This is a genomic window from Nostoc sp. FACHB-892 (genome assembly GCF_014698795.1).
Classification (GTDB): Bacteria; Cyanobacteriota; Cyanobacteriia; order Cyanobacteriales; family Nostocaceae; genus Nostoc.
Genome location: NZ_JACJTR010000023.1, coordinates 86825 through 110475, shown reverse-complemented (window position 1 = coordinate 110475; position 23651 = coordinate 86825). Strand labels below are relative to the sequence as shown.

Below are 23651 nucleotides of genomic sequence, written 5' to 3'. Positions count from 1 at the left end.
AACGTAAGTTTCTGTTTTCTCATCTTTACTATATTCTATAGCGATAAATTATTTGGAAAAAATGGCAGAGCCATTGTCAACAATCCAAATTCTTTTACATCGATTGTTCATGTGATTTCTAGTGTTTCATATCAGAAATGTTAAAAATCAGATTCCTCTGGAGCGAAGCTTACAAGCGTGAAGAACTTGACAAATTATTTGACCATAATGACAAATAATCTGTGGGTCCACAATTTAGGACGTTCCAGACAGTCTAACGTGGCGTAGGCGTAGCTCGTCGTAGACATCGCTGATTCTCAGCCAGTCAAGAACACGAAAAAAAGGGGAGGTTTATGGCTTTGATGCTGGTAAAGCTTGTCCTATATTGCTTTCAGCCTTTCTTAATGTAGTTTGGCTAAGGGCGTTCGTAATTTTTTCAGCCTTTAGATACTAAAGCAATCATCCAGCAAGAGGATAGCAAGTTGACTCACAGAGAATTAAGATTATAAAAAAACAATGTGCTTTTCAAATTCCGCTAAAAGACCTATCTTTAGCGGTTTTTTTTTATCCAAGTAAGAGAAACTTTTCTGTTTCCTGCTCAGAGTGATGAACACCTCAGGTAATCTAGATATAATTTTAAAAACAACCTGAAAAAATCAAGCCTCAATTTTCGCTAAGAAGGTTTTTATATGGATGATTACAATCAGATAACTAAAAACAATTTCCTCCACGAGCGCTATCAATATCTTGGTAAGTTTACGCCTCAAAACTTTTTATTCAATGCTAATCTTCAAGAATTTTCTCAACGTGTCTGTTATCTGTGCAATCTACAGACTTTGGGAAAACTTTCTTCACAGGAGTGCTATGAGGAAATTGAGTCACTATTGCAGAAGTTAGCACAGAGCTTTGAGGCGCTACAAACAGATGATAAAAACTAGCTGAATAATTCTAGCTGGGAACGGCAGTGTTCTCGAAGCTGTTGCCCGTGGGTGAAAATGTCGGTTTATAGAGATTAAACGACATTTTCACCTACTCGTGACAACATCGCTTTGGTGGACGCTGCCCCAAAAGGCATTGAGTTCTCTTACTGTTTAACTACTACATTCGCTAATTATTTCTGTTGTATCCTTCCACCCATTGCAACATATTTAATATATTAAAGCCAAGCAGAGAAATCTTTGGCAAATTGAGACAGGGATAACAACTGAATTCGCGGATCATTTTGGGCAGTTTCGCGTTCAGCTTGGGTATTATAACCCCAGTCTGCAAGGAAGAGTTTCACATCTTCAAGGTCTGTTTGCTGTTGGACTAACTGCAATGTCTTGAGTCTATCTTCTACAAACCAGAGACTAACTGGTTTGTTTTCTGCTTCCTGCTTTAGTTCTCGCAAAATTTCGTATTTAGGACGCTTGACTTCCTTACCAAAAATTGATGCTGCTGGCAAATTAACTCCTTCTTGTTGCAACAACTGCTGTACAAAACGCCCTTCTTTAGTTGTCACAATATATAGCTTAACTCCACCGTCGAGAGTTAATTTGATTTTTTCTATTACACCCGGATAAAATCTATGCAGACTTAGCCAACCATCTAAATCGGTGGTAATCCATTCATCTCGTTGATTATCTAGTTTCGCAGCAATTTCCTTTGCTTGTAGCTTGTCATTTAACAAAAGTTTTGGGGCGATGCTTGCCCACTCATGAAGGATTTTCTCATCAAGAATTCCATCTACCAAGGCTTTGATTAAAACAGGCATTTCCCAACCCGTTTCAATTACAGGTCGCAGGCGATAGAATCTTAAAGCTAAATCATCTGGTGGTGTGTCGTTAGCAGTAGACCAAATTTTACAGTAGGTATGCCATGCTACCTCAAAATATTCAATTAGTCCGTCGCATATGACTCCATCAAAGTCTAGGGCTAAAATTGTGGGACTACTTGCTGTCATTGTTTTGAGGATGAAACTGCTGTTGCCAGCTTAACTGAACTAGCAATGATTTGTTGTATCACAACTGTACGCAGGAAAAATAATCTGGATGATTGCAGGCGATCGCTTTACGGCTCCCAAGGAAGTAACCCTTCATTGCATTCATAATTCCAAACCGCCTCGACCTTTTGCTTGCCAATAGTACCCACAGGGGTACTGTTACGTTAAATCCCAAATGTCATTATTTGAGTATGAATTGCTCGCGGTGTAACTCCACTGACATATCAGAGGGGTTTACCGAACTCCTAAGAAAGCAAGGGAAATGCTTTATTTCATGCTTAACGATCGCCTGCTATGTACCTGACTTGAGGTCATATCATATCCAAAAATCTTTGCAACACATGAATCAACTGTAGAGGAAAAAACGATGCAAAAGCTCCCTTTTGAATTTAGTCACGGTGGATATATTAAGCAAAATGCCCCACAACAGAGAATTGGCTTACGTCAGTCAACGACTGAGGCGAATGATGGGGGAACAGATTTCGATTATCTCTTCCCAGATAGTGCCAGAGATCCAAACAGTCTACTTCCAGCAGAGAACAACAAAGATATTATTGAGAAACTCAAAGCTTTAGGTGAGGCAATAATTGACAGACAAGGCCCTGAATCTGAAGATACTAACTCAATAATACCTCCGGTTTATACTTACTGGGGACAGTTTATCGATCATGATATTACTGCAAACACTGATCAGGCGGTCACAGACCTTCAAACTGATATTACCAAAGACGATTTCACACCTCTGTCACCTGACTTTGTAACCGATAAACTCAAGAATCTGCGTCACCCCACTTTCGATCTTGATAGTGTTTATGGTGACGGACCAACTCTAGACCCTCAAAATCCCACGCAAGCAAAAGACTTTTATCAGGAAGACGACCCAGTAAAACTGAAAGTTGGGGGAAATGCTGAACAGGATGCTGATGGCGTCCCGACTCCTGGAGATAAAATTCCGCCAGAAAACGATTTATTGCGCGACTTGCCACGCAATAACAGAATAGCTGTGATCGGCGACAGTCGCAACGATGAAAATCTAATCGTGGCACAGTTCCACACTGCCTTCCTACGTTTCCACAACGCAGTAGCTGACTGGGTGCGGCAGAACGAACCGCAGAATGCCCAAGACAATAAAACACTATTTGTTCGGGCACAGACTCTGGTTCGTTGGCACTACCAGTGGCTTGTCGTCAATGATTTCCTTAAAACAGTGACTGTAAGCGGGACAGTGGACAGCATCCTCAGCGACGGGCTGAAATTCTACCATCCCCGGAATGGAAATCTTTTCATGCCTCTAGAATTCTCCGTTGCAGCTTACCGTTTTGGACACAGTATGGTGCGAGCTTTTTATGACTACAACCGCAACTTTCCAAACTCAACGTTCAGGTTACTTTTTCAGTTTACAGGAAGAGGTAATCTAGGCAGCCCACCAGCCCCTAGCCCGTTTAACACTCTTCCTTTTAACTGGATTATTGAGTGGGATCGCTTTGTTGACGAAGAAAACGCTGCCAAAAGGCAGAAAAATTCTGCGCGAAAAATCGACACGCATCTTGCATTTCCTTTGTCGGATCTGATTAATGAAGGCAACGATGCCCAACCTCCTATTCAAGAACTTCTGAAGCACCTTGCTAAACGGAATCTACTGCGTGGATATTTCCTCAGTATTCCCACCGGACAGAGCCTAGCTGACAAACTAGGTATCAAAAAACTGACAGTTGAGGAACTTCAACAAGACAATTCACCAGAATTGAATCAAGCCCTTGAACCTTTTTTAGAAAAGACTCCAGCGTGGTATTACGTCCTCAAGGAATCTGAAGTGCGTGCTAATGGCGACTCTTTGGGCGAAGTTGGTAGCCGCATTGTTGCTGAAACCATCATTGGTTTAATGCAGAATGACCCATCCTCATACCTCAACGAGCATGAACATGATAGTGACGACGATCATCTTTGGAACCCCTCCAAAGGTGTGAAGCTGCCAAATGGTGGTGAAATTCGCTCGATTCGTGATTTTCTGAAGTTTGCCGGAGTGTTGCCAGAATAGTCTTGTTAAGTAATAGTAGTTACTACTGAACAACCAACGGCTTAATACGGTTAGCAAACGCGTGTAGATACTTTAGAATATAAAGTATCTACACGCCAGAAAATAAAATTACTCTATTTCAAAGATTATGGTGTGAGCTTTTTGCTGCTCAAGGTAAAAATACCGTATCTAGGACTAAATAATAACGCCAAAATAAAAAATCCCGATACTACTAATACGATCGCAGGGCCAGAGGGCAAGTTATAAAAGTAGCTGAGGTACATCCCGCTAATACTAGAAACTACGCCAATTACCGCACCCAAAATCATTACATGATTAAGGCGTTTAACTAATAAATAGGCGGTGGCTCCTGGTGTAATTAAAAGTGCTAATACTAAAATTACACCAACAGCTTTCATGCTAGCGACAATTGTTAAAGCTATTAGCACCATAAGCCCAAAGTTCAGCCGATGGATGGGCAAACCTGCGGCTTGAGCGCCTAAAGGATCAAAGGTGTAAAATAAAAGTTCTTTATATAATAAAACAACTACTATTAAAACAATAGTGGCAATAATAGCAGTGTCCCGCACTTCATCAATAGTAACGCCGAGAATATTACCGAAAAGAAAGTGATTTAAATCGATTTTGTTATCTTTTTGAATAGTAGTAATTAGGGTGATACCAAAGGCAAAGAATGCTGAAAAAACTATGCCCATTGCCGCGTCTTCTTTGATTGGCGATCGCACTCTAATCCAAGCGATCGCCATTGTACTCAAAACTCCGGCAATAAATGCTCCAACATATATATTTGCTCCGATCATAAAAGCGATCGCTAGTCCAGGCAAAACTGAGTGACTGATGGCATCACCCAGCAATGCTAGTCGTTGCACCATCAAGTAGCTGCCTACAACTGCACACAACATTCCAACTAAAATTGCAATCACGAGCGATCGCTGCATAAAGCCGTATTGCAACGGCTCAATTAATGCTTCTAACATAAAACTGTCTTTAATTACGAAGTATTTAGGCAGCATCTGAAAAGTACATTACTTGACCACCATAAGCACGATGCAGATTCTCTTGTGTAAGTACTTGTTGCCGTGAACCTGTGGCAATTAATTCACGATTTAGTAATATTAAATCATCAAAGTGGGTGATTGATTCCCCTAAGTCGTGGTTAACTACTAGCACGATTTTATTATCGGCGGCGAGTTCGTGGAAGACTTCAAAAATCACTGACTGGGTTTTTTGATCGATGCCTACTAGAGGTTCATCAAAGCAGAAAATCTCTGCTTGCTGTGTTAAAGCACGAGCTAAAAATACCCGCTGTTGTTGTCCTCCTGATAATTGTCCGATGGGGCGATCGCAATATTCGCTCATTCCAACTCTTTCTATGGCATTTTTTGCTACTTGGCGACTAACTGCCGAGAAGCTACGCAACCAGCCTGTTTTCTTTACCCGTCCCATCATGACTACATCCCAAACTGTGGCGGGGTAAGTCCAATCAATTTGGCTACGTTGTGGTACATAGGCAACTTTCTCTAGTTGTTGCATTAAGGGTTTGCCTTCACATAGCGCCGTACCACTACTAACAGGAACCAAGCCTAATATTGCTTTCATCAGCGTACTTTTGCCAGCACCGTTGGGGCCAAAAATACCTGTCAGTTTTCCCGGTTTGATAATACAGCTAACGTCTCTTAAGGCTTCTTGTGTCCGGTAATATACCCCTAGATGAGCAATGCTTATTGCTGCTGTGGAACACATATCAAAAGCTTTGATACTTTTTGCAGGCATTTCCTCTATTTTTGTCTGTGATAGCCAGAATTTGGCAGGAAAAGAGACGTTTTTCATAATCTAGTTTAAATATTTATTTCTTGAGCTTACTATAAAAATGAGAGAAATATGAAAAAATCTATAATTAGATGTAATATCTAAGATAAATGAAACTAATACTAGAGACAGACGGCAGTAATCCTTACGGCAAAGGAATAATCAGCAGGGTGAAGGGAAAAATTCTTTTCCGGTTTTGTTTGGGAATGCTTGTGTCTTTGGCTTTACTCAGTTGTACACAGAATGACTCTAACTCCAACACTGCCAAGGGAGATAAGCCGCGAGTGGTTGCAACTAGTACCATCATTGCTGATTTGACACAAGAGGTTGCAGGAGACGAAATTCAACTAAGTGGAATTCTGAAACCGGGTACTGATCCCCATGTTTACGAACCAGTACCAACAGACAGCAGGGTTTTGGAAGAAGCTGATTTGATTTTGTATAACGGCTACAACCTGGAACCGGGACTGATTAAATTAATGAATGCTTCTGGTGGTAAGGCAAAAAAGTTAGCTGTGGGGGAAGCTGTTAAACCTTTGCAGCTTGAAAAAGGCAAAGGAGAAGTTGTGCCAGATCCGCACGTTTGGGGTAGTGCAGAAAATGCGATCGCAATGACGAATGTAATACGAGATGCTTTGATTGAGCAATCACCTGAAGATAGAGAAAAATTTACTCAAAATGCATCGCAACTTAATAATGAATTAAAACAATTGCATAGCTGGATTAATCAACAGATTCAAACTATCCCCGCACCCCAGCGTAAACTGGTGACAACCCATGATGCATTTCAATATTATGGACGTACTTATGGGATTGCGATCGCAGGTACTTTAATTGGTATTAGTACCGAAGAACAACCAAGCGCTCAAACAGTCCAGCGATTGGTAGAGTCAATTAAAAAAATCGGCGTTTCTGCGATTTTTGCTGAAACTACAATTAACCCGGCTTTAATTAAAACTGTTGCTCAAGAAGCAAGGGTAAAATTAGCACCAAATCAACTCTATTCTGATTCAATTGGCGCTAAGGGAAGTCCAGGGGATTCTTACATCAAAATGATGGAAGCCAATACTCGTACAATTGTAGAAGCATTAGGGGGAAAATATACCCCGTTTCAACTAAAGAAGTAAATTCATCATCAGAAATATCTAACCTAAGAGGTGTTCTTTTCAAAGTCTCTCCAGAGAAAGAACTCTTTGTACCCTTGATTTTTTAGAATGTCATTCAGTGAAGTTACATTTTTCAATACCTGAAAAAGCCATGACTGATAACAATCAAGAAAATCGAATTAATCAACCAGTAAGTGAAGATACACATTTACGCGAAGAACCGAATGTCAATGAAAGAAACTTAACAGCAAATCCAGGAGATAAAATTGCTGATAAGTCTGAATCTGTTGAAGAAAAGGCTAAACAGGTAGCTGTAGATGATGTACCAGACATTACAGGCGACAAAATCACAGTTCCAACTTACTTCGTTGTAGATGAACCCGACGGCGAAAAGAAAGCACTCCACCACGTTAAAGATGCTGAAGAAATTTCTGACATGATTCGGGAAGCACGAGTTGACGAAAATGGGAATCGAATATGGTGGTAGCCCTTCATTGAAGAGACACGGGGATACAGGGACAGGAAGAGTTGTTTCTTTGCGTCCCTGTATCTGTTTTCTTTGATGGAGTTAGTTTATTAAGACGCAATCAAAATCTGGAAATTGTCTCAGGGTACATCGAAATGGCAGATGTCACAATTACCAGAGAGTTGGCATATTGGAGTACCCCAGAGATTAAAAATCAAATTTTAGAACTTACTAAGGGTCATAATGTAGAACCGTTAAAATCTAGAAGCTACTCACGACTCGTGGACACAGACATATAACAATCCAGAGTTGTATGAGTGGTTTTTACAGCATTAGCGGGAGAAGGCAGTATTTTAAATCTTTTGAACTATATTTACAACTTGTCTGGTGTTTTTAACTCTTTATTGACTGCAACTACTGCCCGTAATTGAGCGCTAGAAACTCGGCTTTTTAATTTACTTAAATAACTCTTCATAACCAGCGATCGCAGAAGCTTCACAAAGTGCAGCTTCTGATATCTCGTGTTTAGGCATAAAAAAGAATTGGCGCTATTTCTATACTGCCAGGATCACGCAAAATTTTGCTAACCAAATTAGGGATAAACTGAGCAGCAAGGCTGAAAGGCTGTGGCGGGAAATAAAATTTCTAGTGCGATCGCAATACAATAATTCAGCATCGGCGGTAGAAAGCTATAAGTTAAATTCATCGGGATTCACACAAAGGCGATTGCTAAAACTTCAACATATTTTCATTAAAAATATTTTTTAGCACTCAAAAATTAAAATTTATAAAAAGTCGTCACTTGCACCTTTGACATCAGAGTATAGAACTTCAATAATATTGTTACGTAAAAATCCGTACTCATACATATAGGACTCCTATTTGATTTTTGCTAAATATGCTGAGAGCTAAAACCTGATCCGGCTAACTCTCAGTCAGCTTTGCTTTGAAAAATCAAATGAGATTGCTATATAAACTTGCATTAATAGGGTTGCATTATGCTTTTCTCGAATTCAAAAAAGAATTTAAAAATTCATCAAAAAAATAACAAAATATGCAAATTTCTTTGGACTTATACTAATATTGCGCTGCTTGCTGGATATTTAATAACTTTATCGATTTGTACATCAATAACTTTATCCCTACTATTGCCTTTATTAACTGCTAGCTTCTTGGCTTCCATTGGAACTTCGCACCACTCTACATCGGTTCCTTGGATAGATAATGCATCTGAATGTGAACATACTGGGAGAAACTGGGGCGATCGCAAGTGTTGGGATAATGAACATGATCCTACGTTCTGAATGAACATTGCATTAAAAGCTATACCAATTATCAGTGACAAAACAGGCTAACAAGCTTGGAATTAGATCAAAATAGATATGTAGCCTGTTGTTTGTCCAACCTTGAATCAACCTAACTTCGTGCGAAATCTGCAAGAAACTCATTTGAATCGTGCCCGCGCCAGTCTCAGACAAGCGCTGTCTTGGTATGGATATCTTCGCAAATCAGGACAGTTTTCATCCAATCCAGAATTGGCAGGTTTGTTGAAACCAGAATTGGAAGCTTTGAATTCCACACTCAATAAACTGGATTCTAACGTCATTAGAATTGCTGCTTTTGGTTTGGTGAGTCGTGGTAAGTCAGCAGTTTTAAATGCCTTGCTGGGAGAGAAGATTCTGCAAACTGGGCCCCTGAATGGTGTCACTCAATGGCCCCGTTCCGTCCGTTGGCAGCCAGGGGGTAAGGTAGTAGTAGAGTTAATTGATACCCCTGGATTAGATGAAATTGAGGGTGAGTCACGGGCGGACATGGCGCGAGGAGTTGTACATCAAGCTGATTTGATTTTGTTTATCGTGTCTGGTGATATCACACGCACTGAGTATCAAGCACTGCTCGAATTGCGGCGATCGCAAAAACCCCTAATTTTAGTATTTAACAAAATAGACCTTTACCCAGATACAGACCAAGGAGTTATTTACCAAAATTTGCAACAACTCGGCGCTGGACATTCCGACGCGAAGCCTCTATTACCTGATGAAATTGTTATGGTGGCGGCGGAACCAGCAGCAATAGAAGTGCGGGTTGAGTGGCCTGATGGGCGTGTCAGTTATGAATGGGAGACACCGCCACCGCAAGTAGATGAACTAAAGGAGACAATTCTAAATATTCTCAATCGGGAAGGGCGATCGCTTCTGGCTTTAAATGCACTCATTCAAGCACGAGATGCAGAAGCCGCGATCGCTCAAAAAACCATCGACTTACGCGAACAAGAAGCTGAAGATATCATTTGGCAATTTACCAAATACAAAGCTTTGGCAGTAATGCTCAATCCTATTGCTTTTTTAGATATCCTTGGCGGCACTGTTGCGGATTTGGCTTTAATTCGCGCCCTAGCTAGATTGTATGGTTTGCCGATGACTAGCTATGAAGCCGGGAAAATTTTAAAAACGATTTTATTTAGTTCTGGTGGCTTGCTACTGGGGGAATTAGGCAGCAGTTTGCTTTTGGGTTTGGGTAAAACTACTGCTGCAATAACCAGTGGTGACAATCCCAGCAATATTACTGCCTTTGCTGGCAGTGCGATCGCTCAAGCTGGTATCGCTGGTTATGGTGCATACTCCGTTGGTAAAGCCGCTCAGGTGTATCTCGAAAAAGGCTGCACTTGGGGACAATTGGGCGCAAGCAGTGTCATTCAAGAAATTCTCTCTCAAGTTGACCAAAATACAATTCTGTATCGTTTGCGACAAGAATTAGGCATAAAGTATTGAGAATAAATAAAAATTGTTTCTCTTTTGTGATCGTTTATAAGTGTTTATCAACTTCTATCAAACTCTTCTGACAATTGACTGATATTCCGAATTTGGGATGCAAAACTGAGAACATGACCATCTCTGTTAGTTACTTTAACTAGTGGAATTCCCCTAGCTTTTTGAAGCAAAGATGATAAGAGGGTAATTCCCACTCAAATTTGCTCAAAAGATGGCGGTGTTTACCACCACTTCTTGTAGGAAGCTTATCTAAACTGGAAATGTGAGCCAACCCGGTCTTGTTGCGCCAACAAAGAAGGACTGGCAAAACCGCAGGGTGAGCTTACTGGGGTCATTGAAAGCTCATAGTTAATATCTATCTCTGTAACTTAAAGGTAAAAGGATCATGACAACTACCCTAAATTCATTTGAAACTGCTGGGGCGGCAAATCTTGAAGAAGCCATTATTGAAGCCATTACTGAAGCGCGTACAACTTGTGAGCTAAATGGCAGTGATTCTGCTGGTTGTGCCGTAGCTTGGGATATTGTGGAAGAATTACAAGCTGAGAAAGCCGATCAACAGCAAGCAAAATCAAAGAAAACTTCTTTGGATAATTATTGCGATCGCCATCCTGAATCCGTAGAGTGTCTAATCTACGACCTTTAATTCTTCCGTAAATCAGTTGTTGCTGATTGCGTTATTTGCTTAATTGCCTCTAAATCAGGTGGTGGCGTTTCACTTTCCATTCCCAACCACAAAAGATATTCAATATTTCCAGCAGGGCCAGTGATCGGCGACCAAGTTAAGCCTTTGTATTTCCATCCTAATTCGTGGGCTGCTTGCAGCACCTGAAAAATGGCATCAGCTTGGTCGTTTGGATCTCGCACAACACCTTTTTTACCCACACGGGATCTGCCGACTTCAAACTGTGGCTTGACTAACAATACAGTTTCTCGGTTAGCTTGAGTTAGTTGCCACAAAGCAGGCAGAATTTTTGTTAGAGAAATAAACGATACATCGACCACCGCCAAATCAGGAATCGGGTCATTTTCGCCATATAACTCATCTGGTCGTAGTTGCCGTAAATTGGTGCGTTCTCGCAAGATCACCCGCGAATCATTTCGCAACCGCCAATCAACTTGTCCATAACCGACATCAATGCCGTAAACCTGTTTTGCTCCAGCTTGCAAGAGACAATCAGTAAAACCACCAGTAGAAATTCCACCATCTAAACAAATACGTTCTGCTACCGGAATGGCAAATACTGACAAAGCTTTGGAGAGTTTTTCACCGCCTCTAGAAACAAAAGGCGATCGCTCTTTAATATTTATTTGAGCAGTAATATCAACTTCTGTACCAGGTTTATCAACTAACTGCTGATTAACAGTAACTTCCCCCGCCTGAATTAACCTCTGTGCTAAGGCGCGAGAAGAACATAAATTTAACTCTACTAATAGTGTGTCGAGTCGCTGTTTAGCCAATTAATTAGACTCTCCTGGTAAAATTAAAACCAAAACACGATTGATAATTCATAATTAGCGCCTCAAATATCGAACTGACTTTTCACATTATGTGGAAAAGTCCACCAAAAACCTATCCCCCTAACCCCCTTCCCGATGCGGGAAGGGGAAAATTAAAAGTCTCTCTCCTTTTAGGAAGAGAGAAATAGAAAAGAGGTTTTCCAGATACCGTGAAAAGTCAAGTCTTATAAAACTTGAGAAATTGCGATCAGTCCAATGAGTAAATAAGGGATTCGGAGCGATCGCTACTTAATATATTATTCTTTAGGAAAGCACGACATCAAGATAATTAAGATACAGCAAAATCCGTGTATTGCCGTAGTTCAGCAGGATGGAAACCCAAGACAATATCTTCGCGCAAAATACCAGCTTCTAATAATGCCTCTGCTACTGGCTGGGAAGTACCATCATATTGAATCCACACTTTATCATTAATAATATCTATATGTACCACCGAACCATGTATGCGGCGCACTCCATCCCAACCGATATGTAACACTTCGTAGTGGTCTCGTTCCGAGTCAATGACGGGTTCTGTCTCTATTTGACCATTAGCAGGCTTGTGAGTAGCATAATCAAATATTAACTGACGAATAATTTCACGATACCGAGCTAGCTTATCCATTTGATAATCCTTTCTAGTTGCTCGTCAAAGACAATTAGGTTTATTCCTATGCTATTAAGAATTAGCTGACCAAAGCGTTCGGAAAATATACCTTCATAGACTCGCTTGGGAACCGCTAAATAAAGTTGGCGTTTTGGTTGTAGTTCTTTTAGCACGCTGCGATAAATTTCATACTGTCCCACAGCTTCCTGGAGGTCGCTCACTGGAGAAGGACTCAGAAAACTTTTGATTTCAACAGCTATTTTTTGATTATCCCTCTCAGCAGCAATGGTAACTCTTTCTGCTCCAATATCTACGTAAAGTTCTCTACCCCCATAAGCAAGGTATAAGGGATCGTTGGTTATTGTCCAGCCATCTGTTACAAGTGCTTTAATGACTGCGGCATGATAGATATCTCTGGCTGGCATTAGTCGAAGATAGCTCCAAAACTACAGCTTTAATCTAGTAAAATTATTTTTTGGCAGTGAAAACTTGGATAAAAAAGCGATCGCTCTTTCCCAACAAAGACAAAAGTGCGATCGCTATATTTTATACTTGTTATTGAATGACTAAATATCCTGTTCGCTCAACTCGCGTGTGATGTGATCAAATGGTTCATCCACAAAAGCAGTATTACCCACACCTGCTGCTGCTACTTGTTCCTTGATCAGATCCTTAAGAATCTGGATACCGCGAACCGTCGGGCCAATAGGTACTCCTAAAGAATTGTAAGTTTCCCGCAGTCCTTGTAGCACTCGCTCATCCAACACATTGGTATTTCCAGCAACCAGCGCATAGGTGGCATAGCGCAGATAGTAATCCATATCCCGCAGACAAGCTGCATAACGACGAGTTGTATAAGCATTTCCACCAGGGCGAATCAATTCTGGCAGTTCTTCAAATAACCTCAAACCAGCTTGCTTGACAAGTGCAGCCGCATTAGTATTTATTGCCGCCGCCGCTTGTACTCGTGCTGTACCACTGTCAAAGTAAGACTTCAGGCTATCGATCGCATTCCGGTCAAAATACCGACCAGCTAAGTCATAATTCTTAATTAAACTTGTTACCGCATCGCGCATTCCTTCTTCTCCCAATCATTACTATTTATGGTTTGATATTTATTTGGCTGCACTTATGCACCAGTAAATTTTTGTGCTATTAAAAATAGATTCGGCACAAAAACAATTTATCCACTATCTATGGATTCTATGCCAAAGTTGACCCCTATATGATGAACTTTCCAGTTTTGTACAGATGATCCCTGAAAGGTTAATATAACCTGATAATCCAGATATCTGTAACACAAACTACAAAATCGGCTAATGTCTAGTATTTAAGATATTTCTGGTGTGTCACGGCCTGATTGAGATTCGCAGGGTTAGGATGCAATGTAAGATTCTAAGATTCTGGTTTACTTTAGGAAATTGGTAGAGAAGGAGTAACAATGACGACACCACAAGAAGTCTTGAAGAAAATTCAAGATGAAAATATTCAGCTGATTGATCTCAAATTCATTGATACAGTAGGGACTTGGCAGCACCTTACACTGTACCAAAACCAAATCGATGAGACTGCATTCACTGATGGCGTAGCTTTTGACGGTTCCAGCATCCGGGGTTGGAAAGCGATCAACGAATCGGATATGACGATGGTACTCGACCCCAACACTGCTTGGATCGACCCATTTATGGAAGTCCCAACGCTAAGTATAATTTGTAGTATTAAAGACCCCCGCACGGGTGAACCCTACAACCGTTGTCCACGAGTTATTGCCCAAAAAGCAATAGATTACCTGATTTCCACTGGTCTTGGTGACACAGCCTTTTTTGGACCTGAAGCTGAGTTCTTTATTTTTGACAGTGCTAGGTTTGCACAAACTGCTAACGAAGGCTACTACTTCTTAGACTCCGAAGAAGGTGCTTGGAATTCTGGTAAAGCTGGTACAGAGAACAAACCCAACTTGGGCTACAAACCACGCTTCAAAGAAGGTTACTTCCCAGTTTCACCAACGGATTCTTTCCAAGATATCCGTACAGAGATGCTGTTGAAAATGGCAGAATTAGGTGTACCCATTGAAAAGCATCACCATGAAGTTGCTACTGGTGGTCAGTGCGAACTAGGTTTCCGCTTTGGTAAGTTGATCGAAGCGGCTGATTGGTTGATGATTTACAAATATGTCATCAAGAACGTTGCTAAGAAATATGGCAAAACCGTTACCTTCATGCCAAAACCAATTTTTGGCGATAACGGTTCTGGAATGCACTGTCACCAATCCATCTGGAAAGATGGACAACCGTTGTTTGCAGGTGATAAGTATGCTGGTTTGAGTGAAATGGCGTTGTACTACATTGGTGGTCTTCTCAAACACGCACCAGCACTGTTAGCAATTACCAACCCCAGCACCAACTCATACAAGCGCCTAGTACCTGGTTATGAAGCGCCAGTGAACTTAGCTTATTCCGAAGGGAACCGTTCTGCTTCTATCCGTATTCCTCTATCTGGTAAGAACCCCAAAGCCAAGCGTTTAGAATTCCGTTGTCCAGATGCTACATCTAACCCCTACTTGGCATTTGCTGCAATGCTTTGTGCTGGTATCGATGGCATCAAGAACAAAATCCATCCTGGTGAACCCTTAGATAAGAATATCTATGAACTCTCTCCAGAAGAACTGGCAAAGGTTCCTTCAACTCCCAGTTCTTTGGAATTGGCGTTGCAAGCACTAGAAGAAGATCACGCCTTCTTGACAGAATCAGGCGTTTTCACGGAAGACTTTATCGAAAATTGGATTGACTACAAGCTAGGTAACGAAGTCAAGCAGTTGCAACTGCGTCCTCATCCCTACGAGTTTTACCTCTACTACGATGCTTAATTAAGTACCGTATCTAACTAAATGTATAAGTTTTGCCACCCCAGAGGGTGGCTTTTTTTCTAGAGTTGTCAGTTGAAACACTCACTCAAAAAATCAACTTTAAAACTCTTCAAACTTAGCTCATGGAAGCGTGGCTGGGCCCATAAATCATCCGAGTGCTAGCATCTACCTTCCCTTGAATTGGATTCCAGTAGTGGGATGCTTCTTCTGGAAGACCAAGTTCTTGTGCAGCCCGCATCAGCATGGATTGTTGACGATTCTTGACTTGTTGATGTTCACGCACCATTAACGCACGAGATTTATCTGCAATAGACATAACCATAGTCCTCTCTATTTTGTGAATATATAATTTTGCTTTCTCTATAAACCACTATAGCAAAAATTCTGTAACATAAGCTACTTTTTATATAAATTTATATTTGCCTTTGCTGACAATATTAGATATTTTTCCCCAAAGCTGGAAAATCTTCCCTAATATACCTTTGATGGCTAAAATCATCTGGCTTCAGATTTGTATTACTTGGGAGCCTTTACCTTTCTAACAGTAGATAATTTTTTAGTTACAATTATTTACATATTAAGTAATCAAAACTTGAGCTATTTTTATGCCTGAGAGTTTAACGAAGCTGACTTATCAAACCTTTCAGCAGGGCAAAAATTACTTTGGTCTGGCTCACAAAATATTAAGTTCACGGTTGAGGAACCTGGTGTATCCGACACTTGAACAAAAGACCAAACCCATCCCGAATGAGCTTTTACTCAAACTTCAACAGAGACTGAACCAGTTGCTGGAAACAGACTGGCAAGATGCCCAAAAAGGTATATACCCGGAAAGTCTATTGTTTGACAACCCTTGGGATGACTTTTTCCGCTACTATCCCTTGGTATGTCTAGATTTACCTGAAACCTGGGAGCGGGTTCAACAACAGAATTACCAAAATTTTTCGCCCGAAATTGACACAGATGGTTATCCTAGCTACTACGTGCAGAACTTCCATCACCAAAGCAATGGCTACTTGAGTGACTTGTCAGCCAATTTATATGACTTACAAGTAGAAATTCTTTTTGGTGGGGCAGCTGATCCAATGCGACGGCGGATTCTCGCTCCCCTCAAGCAAGGACTGAAAGCTTTTGAGTCAGTTGCACCACGGCAAACCCGTATTTTAGATGTAGCTTGTGGAACAGGGCGGACTTTGAAGTTGATTCGGGCAGCTTTGCCTCAAGCATCTTTGTTTGGTACAGATTTGTCACCAGCTTATTTGCGTAAAGCAAATGAACTACTGTCCCAAATTCCAGGGGAACTGCCGCAACTTTTACAAGCCAATGCTGAAGAGTTACCCTATTTAGATAACTATTTTCATACTGTAACTTCTGTTTTTCTCTTCCATGAGTTACCAGCAGCTGTACGTCAGACAGTCATTGAGCAATGCTTCCGGGTAACAAAACCAGGAGGAGTCTTTATTATCTGTGACTCAATTCAGTTGAGTGATTCACCTGACTTGGAATACATGATGGACTCTTTCCCTGAAACTTTCCATGAACCCTATTACAAGCATTACACTACTGATAACTTGCTAGAACGTTTACAGAAAGTAGGCTTTGAGAATATTGAGATGCAAGTCCATTTTATGAGCAAGTATTTCATTGCTCATAAGCCAGCTTGAGATAAAACCTTCTCATTTCCTTTTCTTTAAATAAACTTTACCTAAAAAGGGCAAATGCAAAATTTTGCATCTGCCCTTGGGTGTAGAATAATTAAAAGGACTTAAGAGGAGCTAGCAGATCCTTCTTAATATTTGTTTCGTCAGGAGCCATCTGCGAGGAGGAGGAACCAGGGTGCAAGAGTAGGTCAAAAATAGTAAGATTCGTGGCGAAGTGCAATAAACCTATACTACTTATGCGAATCTATGCCCTAGATAAGCTCAGATGCAACGAAAAAGATTTTATACTTCGGCAAAGGACGCTAAACAAACGCTGAGTGAAGATCAATTATTTCTTGATGTAAATAGTCAGATACTCAATGTATGAGAAACCTATTTGGGAATAAAGTGGATTTACCTTAAGAGACTGTTTTCTCAACAAGCAAAGTGTCTGAATTAGATGTGCTTTAGATTAACTGATAGCCTAAGTAACATCTATTTCTAGAACGCTTGATGATTGAGACGCAAAGCTTCCCACCGAATATGAGCAACAGTTGTGTGCCTTTTGAGAAGTTGGTGATGCTGTTGATCAAGGCACTTAATTTAATTTGCGTTTTGATTGCCAAGATTGATGCCAACTATATATACAAAGCTTGCAGTTGAAATACTAAGCGATCGCTGAAGATTTTCGTGTGTCAACTGTATATATCTGCCAGAAAAGCTGTGTAACCGATGTTAGCACAACACTGTGTTTTCTGGTACTTTGTTTCTTTTGGAAAAAAAGCATTACCTTAGGGAAGTTAAACCACAACATAGATATTTCCGGATTTTTGTGTCACTTCTCTGCGCCCACTACCGCGATGACGTGGCGTATCATCTGAGGCTTGTTCAGATGCCGCCGAGAGCCACTGTTCCGAAGTAGGCGTGGAAGACAACCCATAGGATAAGTGATTGACCATTACTTGGCAGTTAGAAGCTAAGGGGCCGAACACCAGACTCGATACTAAAAGTGAAATGGCTGCACGCATAGCAGATGTCTATTTTGGAACTCTCCACTTCACTGATACTTAGCTTTTTGATTAATATCCGGACAATTCACCAAAAAGTATTGTGTTTTACTGAAAATAAACTCTTCTTAGCCTCCGTTTAAATGTTCGACTAATAACCAATTACCAAAGTGGTTTATTTGACCCCACAATGTAACTAATTGTTCGTGAGGGTAAGCGCGTAATTGCTTGTCGATATGCGATCGCAAAGTCACAAGCTGCCAGTTTTGTCCTTGATATGCTGCTGGTGCTGTGACAGTGAATTTATATTCCTGCTGATCCAAGCGATAGAAAATGCCTTTAAAACAGTTACTTTTCCGAATTAATGCCTTGCCAACAGCAGAGTCAGAGGACTCATTCCACGATTGGCAAGGACAATCACCACTACCTGGATAGGCTTGTGGGTTATTTAAATAATACAGTTGCCAGTGGAGCCAATCCGAATGATTGGGTGGAAGATTAAATAAAGGAATAATTGCTGTTTTTGAGCGATTATCTTCTAATAAAGCCATTTGCAGCGCCTTAACAGATAAATCCCTTGGTTGGCAGTCTAACTCAACACACATTGCTGCTGCCATACCTGCTGCTTGACCAATGCCCATAACTACAGGTTGTAATCTAGTGGCACCGTTGGCAATGTGTGAGACAGAAATATTTTTTTCACAAACCAAGAAGCCATCTGTTGTGGCTGGAATGAGGGAACTGTAGGGAATTGTAAAGGGAGTCCCAGTCCAGCGTCCCCCCCAAAAGATAGATTTTGGTTGCAGTGGGAATTTAACACCAGGATAATGATGGTCATTGGCGTAGTTACCAACTGCGATTGCATCATTAAATATAGATGCAACTCTCCCTCCAGCGATCGGCAAAATATCCTGTTCTCGGATAGTAGTTAGCCCCACTAAGCGGCGGCTTTCCCGGTAATAGGGATGCAGTGCAAAAGCTGTAGAGGCGTGAGGAAATACTTTTTCTGCTAAACCATAGCGGCGACCAAACTGATTTTGGATAAAATGGGCAAAATTTTGGCTGTGCCAGCGAGATTCTTGGATGAATTCACCTCTGGATACATCTGACTCTATCAACCGCTCTACTCCTTGGCCGTAGTCATTGCCACAGATTGGCCAATTAATCATGAATCGGCCACCAGGCAAACGTCCATAATTCAAAAATGTCTCTGCTCCATAGCCATCCCAAGCACCTGTAAACTGAGATGGATTATAGTTAGGGGCAGCCGGAATTTCTGGTGCCGCAGCTACGCCCGCCGTAGACATCGCTTCACCAAAATCTTGCATAATCACTACATAAGTGGGCGCTTGCACCGGATATCTCTCAGTTAAAGAGTTAAAAGACACCGGGGCGCTGGGTTCTCCCCACTCAGATTGCAATTCCCAGCCCCACCGATAAGGTATCTCAGCTAAAGCCAACACATTTCCTAATTCTGTGCCATCAAGAATAATCTTGGCTGTGACAGCGAAATCAGCAAAGCGCACACCTGTAATAGAATCACCTTGGCGAAACACATCTATTGGCACATCTCCAGAAATCCAGTGCAAATTTGGCAATTCCTGTACCCAATCTGCAAAAATTTCTGCCCCAATTTGAGGATCATAACTAAAAAAGCTTACCCAACTGTTATCTAATCCACCTGACTGTCGTTGTCGCAATTCTTGCAAAAACGCACCCCATAACCCCGTTTGAAACGCTTCTAATTCGTTACCATCGGGTGCGGATACTCCAGCCGAAGTCAGCATTCCCCCCAACCAAGTAAATTCACTCACCAGAATCGTTTTGGCTCCCCGTCGCGCCGCTTGGATAGCAGCAGCAGTACCTCCGGTTCCCCCACCGACAACTAACACATCAGCTGTGTATGTCTGATTAACCATTGCTTTACCTCACTGGAGTTTCGATATACTCTCCCCAGATAGCTTGGCATCAAACAAGATAAATTATTTTATTTTTTGGATACTAGGTATTAAAAGTTCTCACACAAAAGTAGTAGGAGCGTTAACAAAGAACAAATTATAATTCCTGATTAGTTTTTTTGTACTATGTCCGCAATTTTGAGATTTGATAGGATTTTGTCTTGTTGACAAGTGAAAGATACTCTTTTGATAGATAAGCATCTATATCTTAATTATCTCGGTAGATATAGAAATCCTATTTATATTTACATAGTTTGATTTTTTCACGCCCTCCTAATTACTCTTACTCAAATTGTAATTGCAGAGAGTCAGCCAACCTCCTTCGGAGACGCTTTGCTAACGCACTGGCAAATACTCTTTAAAGAATCATTAACCCAAAATTTGGTGCGGCTCAAAAATATAGATTTGCATATAGCGTTTCTCGTTTACGTAAGGCACACCCGTAGGGGCACGGCACTGCCGTGACCTTAGACTTCGGAGTATAAGCTTGTACCACATATGAATGGGAACTGCTATATTATTGGCAGCGAAAAAATTGTTTCATCCAAATAGGGGATCAAATTTCCTCGAAAACCTCAGAAGTAAAGCTTCCATGCAGACCATAGGGGATATGATGCTTGAGATGTAGCCGCGCGATTGTTCCTTTAGAGAAATCACTAGCATCTAAAATTATCACATTTGAGCGGTGATGAGCAGCATCATAAACCAAAGCTAATACCCAACCATCATCTTCCTTTTCGGAACCTGGGCGTGGGACAAAAATTGGTTCACCCACAAAACCACGGGGTGCAGCACTCCAAAATTGTCTTTCTCCAGACTCTAAATCAATTTTCAGCAATGCTTGCAAAGGAGCATTACCAGTCTCTGCATGAGCCGCACCTATATATAGATATCGATAAGGGTGTGCTACATTTGCCGGATGTATGCTGGGAAATTCACAACAACGGCCATCAATCAATTCCCGCCGGACTGTCCCATCTTTTAGATTCAGACAAAATCGCCAAAGTTGCCCAGGTGAAGACGCTTCAAAATCAACTTGTCGAAAATCGCTTTTGGGTTCAACTTCTGGTAAAGATTCGTAGCAAATGGAGTCAATCAAAACTTCGCCTCCTACCTCAAAAGCATTAACGTGGTGGAAAACGAAACCAGACTGAGTTTCCAGAAATTTTATCTCTTCTTGTCCTTCTTTGGGGGTGCGGGGAATAATTATAATTTGAGTTGGCTGATTTGGTTGAAATTTTATACATTCTCCCGCCGCACGTATTCCCAAGGCGAAAGGTATGGGATTGAAGGTGACAGGATTTTGAAAGAAGATGCAGTAATTGGGAGTAATAACAAAATCATGAATGAAACAGAAACCAGGAACTTGATGAGCGTGCTTCTTGACAATTTCACCTGCTGAGTTTAGCTCAAAAATAGTAATGGTGGTAGATAATCCCGGCTTAATCGAGAAGTTTACTAGACAAGGTGCGTCCTCATCTTGGTCGAAACTCTTTTCAACGCGGGGATGTGCAGCGAAAGATTCACCTACTGACAAAGCACCATTAAAATATTCATTCCCCAAGGTTTCAAGAGTGTAGGGATCGAGGTGATATGCTTCAGAAGCTTCCCACAGCGCTAGCAGTTTACCACCCCAATAGATAACATTTGTATTAGCGATATTTTTGAGTTTGAAGTCAAAAATATTAGCTAGCCAACCGCCAGGTTTTTGAGTGCCAAAAGTACCGCGATAAAGAATTTTTCCCGCCTTTTGCTCTGCTAGATAGCCAGTTGTGCGCACAAAGCGATTGCGAAAATGGGCACGGCCGTTCGTAAAGGTAATTTTACTAATCATCCCATCTCCATCAAATGGGTGATGAAAAAGTTGCCCATTTACATCGAGCAAACCGGGGCCATTTCTAAACAGCGTACCTTCTAATTCTGCGGGAATTTGCCCTTCTATATCATCAATCCAATAATCAAACTCTTGGGTGAGAGATTGATATCCTCCTTGCCAGTCTGCACGAGTGTAGGATTTTTCTGCAACTGGGATTTCTTGAACTTTTGAATTTTGCATATACTTGATATCTGCTTTTCAAATATGGTAAAGATGTTCAGAAATGAGATTTTTTGAAAAACCCAAGTTCTGATAAAGTTTTCGTCCAGAGCTTTATAAGACAATGTTGATTTATGGTTGATTAGAAGAAACCATGACTTTGGCTAGATTCCAATATCTTGGGAGCTTTGCATCTGTATACAAAATCATTTCTTTGTTAATCAACTACTTTCGACTCTGACTCTCTCAGCACTAACTCAGACATGAAATCAGGCGAAAACGTTTGTTCTTTATCCTTTGATATCTCAGCTTGTTCTTCAGCCGCAGGTAGCCAGTTGATAAATGGTAAGGGTAGCAATGTGCTGAGGTTAGTAATTAGCACCAATAGCCAAAGTGACTCAAAGTTAGTTGCAGTAATCCCCAGCCAATAGGTGATTAATGCCCCCAATGCTTGGGAAACCGTTCCTGCTGAATTAAATATCGACATCAACAAGGCAAATAACGTTGCTTCCACTCCAGAGGGACAAAGCCTTGCTGCTAGAACCATTACTTGCATAAAGGCAATTTTTCCCATCACAGAGAGAATTAGGCTATCACCCAAACTAAACCAGTGGTCATCTATACCTAAGAGTCTGTTTGTGTGAGTCACTAACAACAGCATTGTCATCCCTAAAAGTGAAGAAAGGACGGTACTCCAAGCAAAAATTACGCGAAAAGGGATGCTTTTGAGGAAGCGCTGAAAAATCCAAACACCTGCTAAAGAAGCGAAACTTGTAACCAAGTTTACCCGCCCCAAAAATTCTGGTTCAAAGTGAAGTTCGTTGGTAGAGAAGTAGAAAAAGGCTGATTCAGCATTTGGGGTAGCTTGCCAGATGAAGATAAACGCCGTTGGTAGCCAAATTCTTTTTTGGGTAATGGCTTGGCGTAGCTGTCCCAGTTGATGTTTGATTGATAAAGAGTTGGTGTGGTTACTATCTTGAATATCTTTGCTAACAGGGGACTCAGCAATTAACCAAGCTACCCCTGAGACGATGAGAGGGAATAAGGCGGTAATTCCAAAGACAGTACGGGTAGTAAAGTATTGGAGCAGCAGACCGCTAAAGTATGCTGTTATTAAACCTCCGATCGCAGAAGTACCCCAGCACAAAGATTGTAATGAACCGGCTTTCGCTTGCGATTCGCCTCTAACTCGTTCCACAACCAACGAGTCAACTATCACATCACTCATGGCGACACTAAGAGAACCAAGAGCGATCGCTAACGTAGCTGCCCAGCTACTATGAACTATTGTGGCCAGACTCACCCAGGAAACAGTTCCTAATATCCCAGATAAAATCAAGTAAGGACGCCGACGATAGCCAAATATAGGCAAGCCATCAGAGATAAAACCAAACACTGGCTTGATCATCCAAGGTAGGAAGACGATTCCCAATAGCGCCGACACCTCGACTGGACTCAGCAGCAGTTCATCTTTGAGGAAAAAGCTAACGGCTAGACGCGATAACCCTAAAATTCCTTGGACAAAATAAACCGTGAGAATTGCAATTAACTCAGCATTGGGTTCGTTACCCAAGAAGATTTTTTGTGTTAATGAGTCTTTGACCTTGGACAAGCCAGATGATTGAAGCACCATTCGATAAATATTTTTTAAGTTTTATCTACTTTTCTATCATATCGATTCTTAAGATGTGGGCTTGAAGAAGAGGCAAGCGAGCAGGGAGCAAGGGGGATAGTTCAGGTGGGGTTGAATCCCCAGCTGTAGCTTGCTTCCCCGTAAGGGTACGAGAACCACTGGTAGAGAAGTGGGGACTCAGACCCGTGTTACGCTCCGCTACACGGCAGGATTCCGGGAGCATTTCCCCCCACCTCTTTGTTGAAGATCGAAGAT

Annotated in this window: 22 protein-coding genes; 9 read left to right on the top strand and 13 right to left on the bottom strand. The window is 41.3% G+C overall.

Translation table 11 applies throughout. From position 1 onward, the window contains the following. Positions 1-668: 668 nt before the first annotated feature. Complete coding sequence (locus H6G96_RS25745) at positions 669-917, top strand: hypothetical protein (protein ID WP_190914770.1); 249 nt, start codon at positions 669-671, stop codon at positions 915-917. Positions 918-1135: 218 nt separating this feature from the next. Here the strand turns inward: H6G96_RS25745 and H6G96_RS25740 are convergent, their stop codons facing one another. Next, positions 1136-1921, bottom strand: a complete 786-nt coding sequence (locus tag H6G96_RS25740; protein WP_190914767.1) for an HAD family hydrolase — start codon at positions 1919-1921, stop codon at positions 1136-1138. 406 nt (positions 1922-2327) lie between these two features. Between H6G96_RS25740 and H6G96_RS25735 the strand changes: the two genes are divergently transcribed. Further along, the gene (locus tag H6G96_RS25735) at positions 2328-3998 is read left to right on the top strand and encodes a heme peroxidase family protein (RefSeq protein WP_190914765.1); all 1671 of its coding nucleotides are present in this window, start codon (positions 2328-2330) and stop codon (positions 3996-3998) included. A gap of 125 nt (positions 3999-4123) precedes the next feature. Here the strand turns inward: H6G96_RS25735 and H6G96_RS25730 are convergent, their stop codons facing one another. Both H6G96_RS25730 and H6G96_RS25725 read right to left on the bottom strand, forming a co-directional pair. After that, a complete protein-coding gene (locus H6G96_RS25730) occupies positions 4124-4975 on the bottom strand; it encodes a metal ABC transporter permease (RefSeq protein ID WP_190727565.1) in 852 nt (283 codons plus the stop codon). A gap of 25 nt (positions 4976-5000) precedes the next feature. Then, on the bottom strand, positions 5001-5828 hold the full coding sequence (locus H6G96_RS25725; protein ID WP_190914763.1) for a metal ABC transporter ATP-binding protein: 828 nt from the start codon (positions 5826-5828) through the stop codon (positions 5001-5003). Between the two features lie 185 nt (positions 5829-6013). On the opposite strand from H6G96_RS25725, the gene H6G96_RS25720 reads away from it, so the two are divergent. From H6G96_RS25720 to H6G96_RS25710, 3 genes are all read left to right on the top strand, one after another. After that, positions 6014-6934 (top strand): metal ABC transporter substrate-binding protein, encoded by a 921-nt coding sequence (locus H6G96_RS25720; protein WP_242063392.1) that lies wholly within the window; start codon positions 6014-6016, stop codon positions 6932-6934. A 130-nt stretch (positions 6935-7064) separates the two neighbouring features. Beyond that, positions 7065-7400, top strand: coding sequence for a hypothetical protein (locus H6G96_RS25715; protein WP_190914759.1), 336 nt, complete (start codon positions 7065-7067; stop codon positions 7398-7400). Between the two features lie 41 nt (positions 7401-7441). Continuing rightward, positions 7442-7678 (top strand): hypothetical protein, encoded by a 237-nt coding sequence (locus tag H6G96_RS25710; RefSeq protein ID WP_190914757.1) that lies wholly within the window; start codon positions 7442-7444, stop codon positions 7676-7678. A gap of 773 nt (positions 7679-8451) precedes the next feature. On the opposite strand, the gene H6G96_RS25705 is transcribed toward H6G96_RS25710, so the two are convergent. Continuing rightward, a complete protein-coding gene (locus H6G96_RS25705; RefSeq protein WP_190914755.1) occupies positions 8452-8691 on the bottom strand; it encodes a hypothetical protein in 240 nt (79 codons plus the stop codon). A gap of 112 nt (positions 8692-8803) precedes the next feature. On the opposite strand from H6G96_RS25705, the gene H6G96_RS25700 reads away from it, so the two are divergent. Both H6G96_RS25700 and H6G96_RS25695 read left to right on the top strand, forming a co-directional pair. After that, the gene (locus H6G96_RS25700) at positions 8804-10150 is read left to right on the top strand and encodes a DUF697 domain-containing protein (protein ID WP_190914798.1); all 1347 of its coding nucleotides are present in this window, start codon (positions 8804-8806) and stop codon (positions 10148-10150) included. A gap of 385 nt (positions 10151-10535) precedes the next feature. Then, complete coding sequence (locus H6G96_RS25695; RefSeq protein ID WP_190914752.1) at positions 10536-10796, top strand: Calvin cycle protein CP12; 261 nt, start codon at positions 10536-10538, stop codon at positions 10794-10796. On the opposite strand, the gene H6G96_RS25690 is transcribed toward H6G96_RS25695, so the two are convergent. The 4 genes from H6G96_RS25690 to apcB form a co-directional block, all read right to left on the bottom strand. Further along, positions 10793-11611, bottom strand: coding sequence for a TlyA family RNA methyltransferase (locus H6G96_RS25690; RefSeq protein WP_190914751.1), 819 nt, complete (start codon positions 11609-11611; stop codon positions 10793-10795). The two genes, H6G96_RS25695 and H6G96_RS25690, sit on opposite strands and share 4 nt — an antisense overlap. Positions 11612-11939: 328 nt before the next feature. After that, positions 11940-12275 (bottom strand): XisI protein, encoded by a 336-nt coding sequence (locus tag H6G96_RS25685; protein WP_190914749.1) that lies wholly within the window; start codon positions 12273-12275, stop codon positions 11940-11942. Next, entirely contained in the window at positions 12263-12682 is a 420-nt protein-coding gene (locus H6G96_RS25680) for a XisH family protein (protein WP_190914746.1), read from the bottom strand. Before H6G96_RS25680 ends, H6G96_RS25685 begins: the two co-directional genes overlap by 13 nt. Positions 12683-12823: 141 nt before the next feature. Continuing rightward, a complete protein-coding gene (gene apcB / locus H6G96_RS25675; RefSeq protein ID WP_190727572.1) occupies positions 12824-13333 on the bottom strand; it encodes an allophycocyanin subunit beta in 510 nt (169 codons plus the stop codon). 365 nt (positions 13334-13698) lie between these two features. Between apcB and glnA the strand changes: the two genes are divergently transcribed. Then, complete coding sequence (gene glnA / locus H6G96_RS25670) at positions 13699-15123, top strand: type I glutamate--ammonia ligase (protein WP_190914744.1); 1425 nt, start codon at positions 13699-13701, stop codon at positions 15121-15123. A 115-nt stretch (positions 15124-15238) separates the two neighbouring features. On the opposite strand, the gene H6G96_RS25665 is transcribed toward glnA, so the two are convergent. Next, the gene (locus tag H6G96_RS25665) at positions 15239-15439 is read right to left on the bottom strand and encodes a hypothetical protein (RefSeq protein WP_190727574.1); all 201 of its coding nucleotides are present in this window, start codon (positions 15437-15439) and stop codon (positions 15239-15241) included. 289 nt (positions 15440-15728) lie between these two features. Between H6G96_RS25665 and H6G96_RS25660 the strand changes: the two genes are divergently transcribed. Next, entirely contained in the window at positions 15729-16787 is a 1059-nt protein-coding gene (locus tag H6G96_RS25660; protein WP_190914742.1) for a class I SAM-dependent methyltransferase, read from the top strand. Positions 16788-17563: 776 nt separating this feature from the next. Here the strand turns inward: H6G96_RS25660 and H6G96_RS25655 are convergent. The 4 genes from H6G96_RS25655 to H6G96_RS25640 all read right to left on the bottom strand — a co-directional run bounded on the left by H6G96_RS25655 (position 17564) and on the right by H6G96_RS25640 (position 23396). Continuing rightward, a complete protein-coding gene (locus H6G96_RS25655) occupies positions 17564-17791 on the bottom strand; it encodes a hypothetical protein (RefSeq protein ID WP_190914740.1) in 228 nt (75 codons plus the stop codon). A gap of 107 nt (positions 17792-17898) precedes the next feature. Continuing rightward, the gene (locus H6G96_RS25650; RefSeq protein ID WP_190914738.1) at positions 17899-19689 is read right to left on the bottom strand and encodes an FAD-dependent oxidoreductase; all 1791 of its coding nucleotides are present in this window, start codon (positions 19687-19689) and stop codon (positions 17899-17901) included. A 595-nt stretch (positions 19690-20284) separates the two neighbouring features. Then, positions 20285-21784 carry a carotenoid oxygenase family protein gene (locus H6G96_RS25645; RefSeq protein WP_190914736.1) on the bottom strand — a complete coding sequence of 500 codons (1500 nt, stop codon included), beginning with the start codon at positions 21782-21784 and terminating at the stop codon, positions 20285-20287. 196 nt (positions 21785-21980) lie between these two features. Continuing rightward, positions 21981-23396, bottom strand: coding sequence for a folate/biopterin family MFS transporter (locus H6G96_RS25640; RefSeq protein ID WP_190914734.1), 1416 nt, complete (start codon positions 23394-23396; stop codon positions 21981-21983). Positions 23397-23651 lie beyond the last annotated feature (255 nt).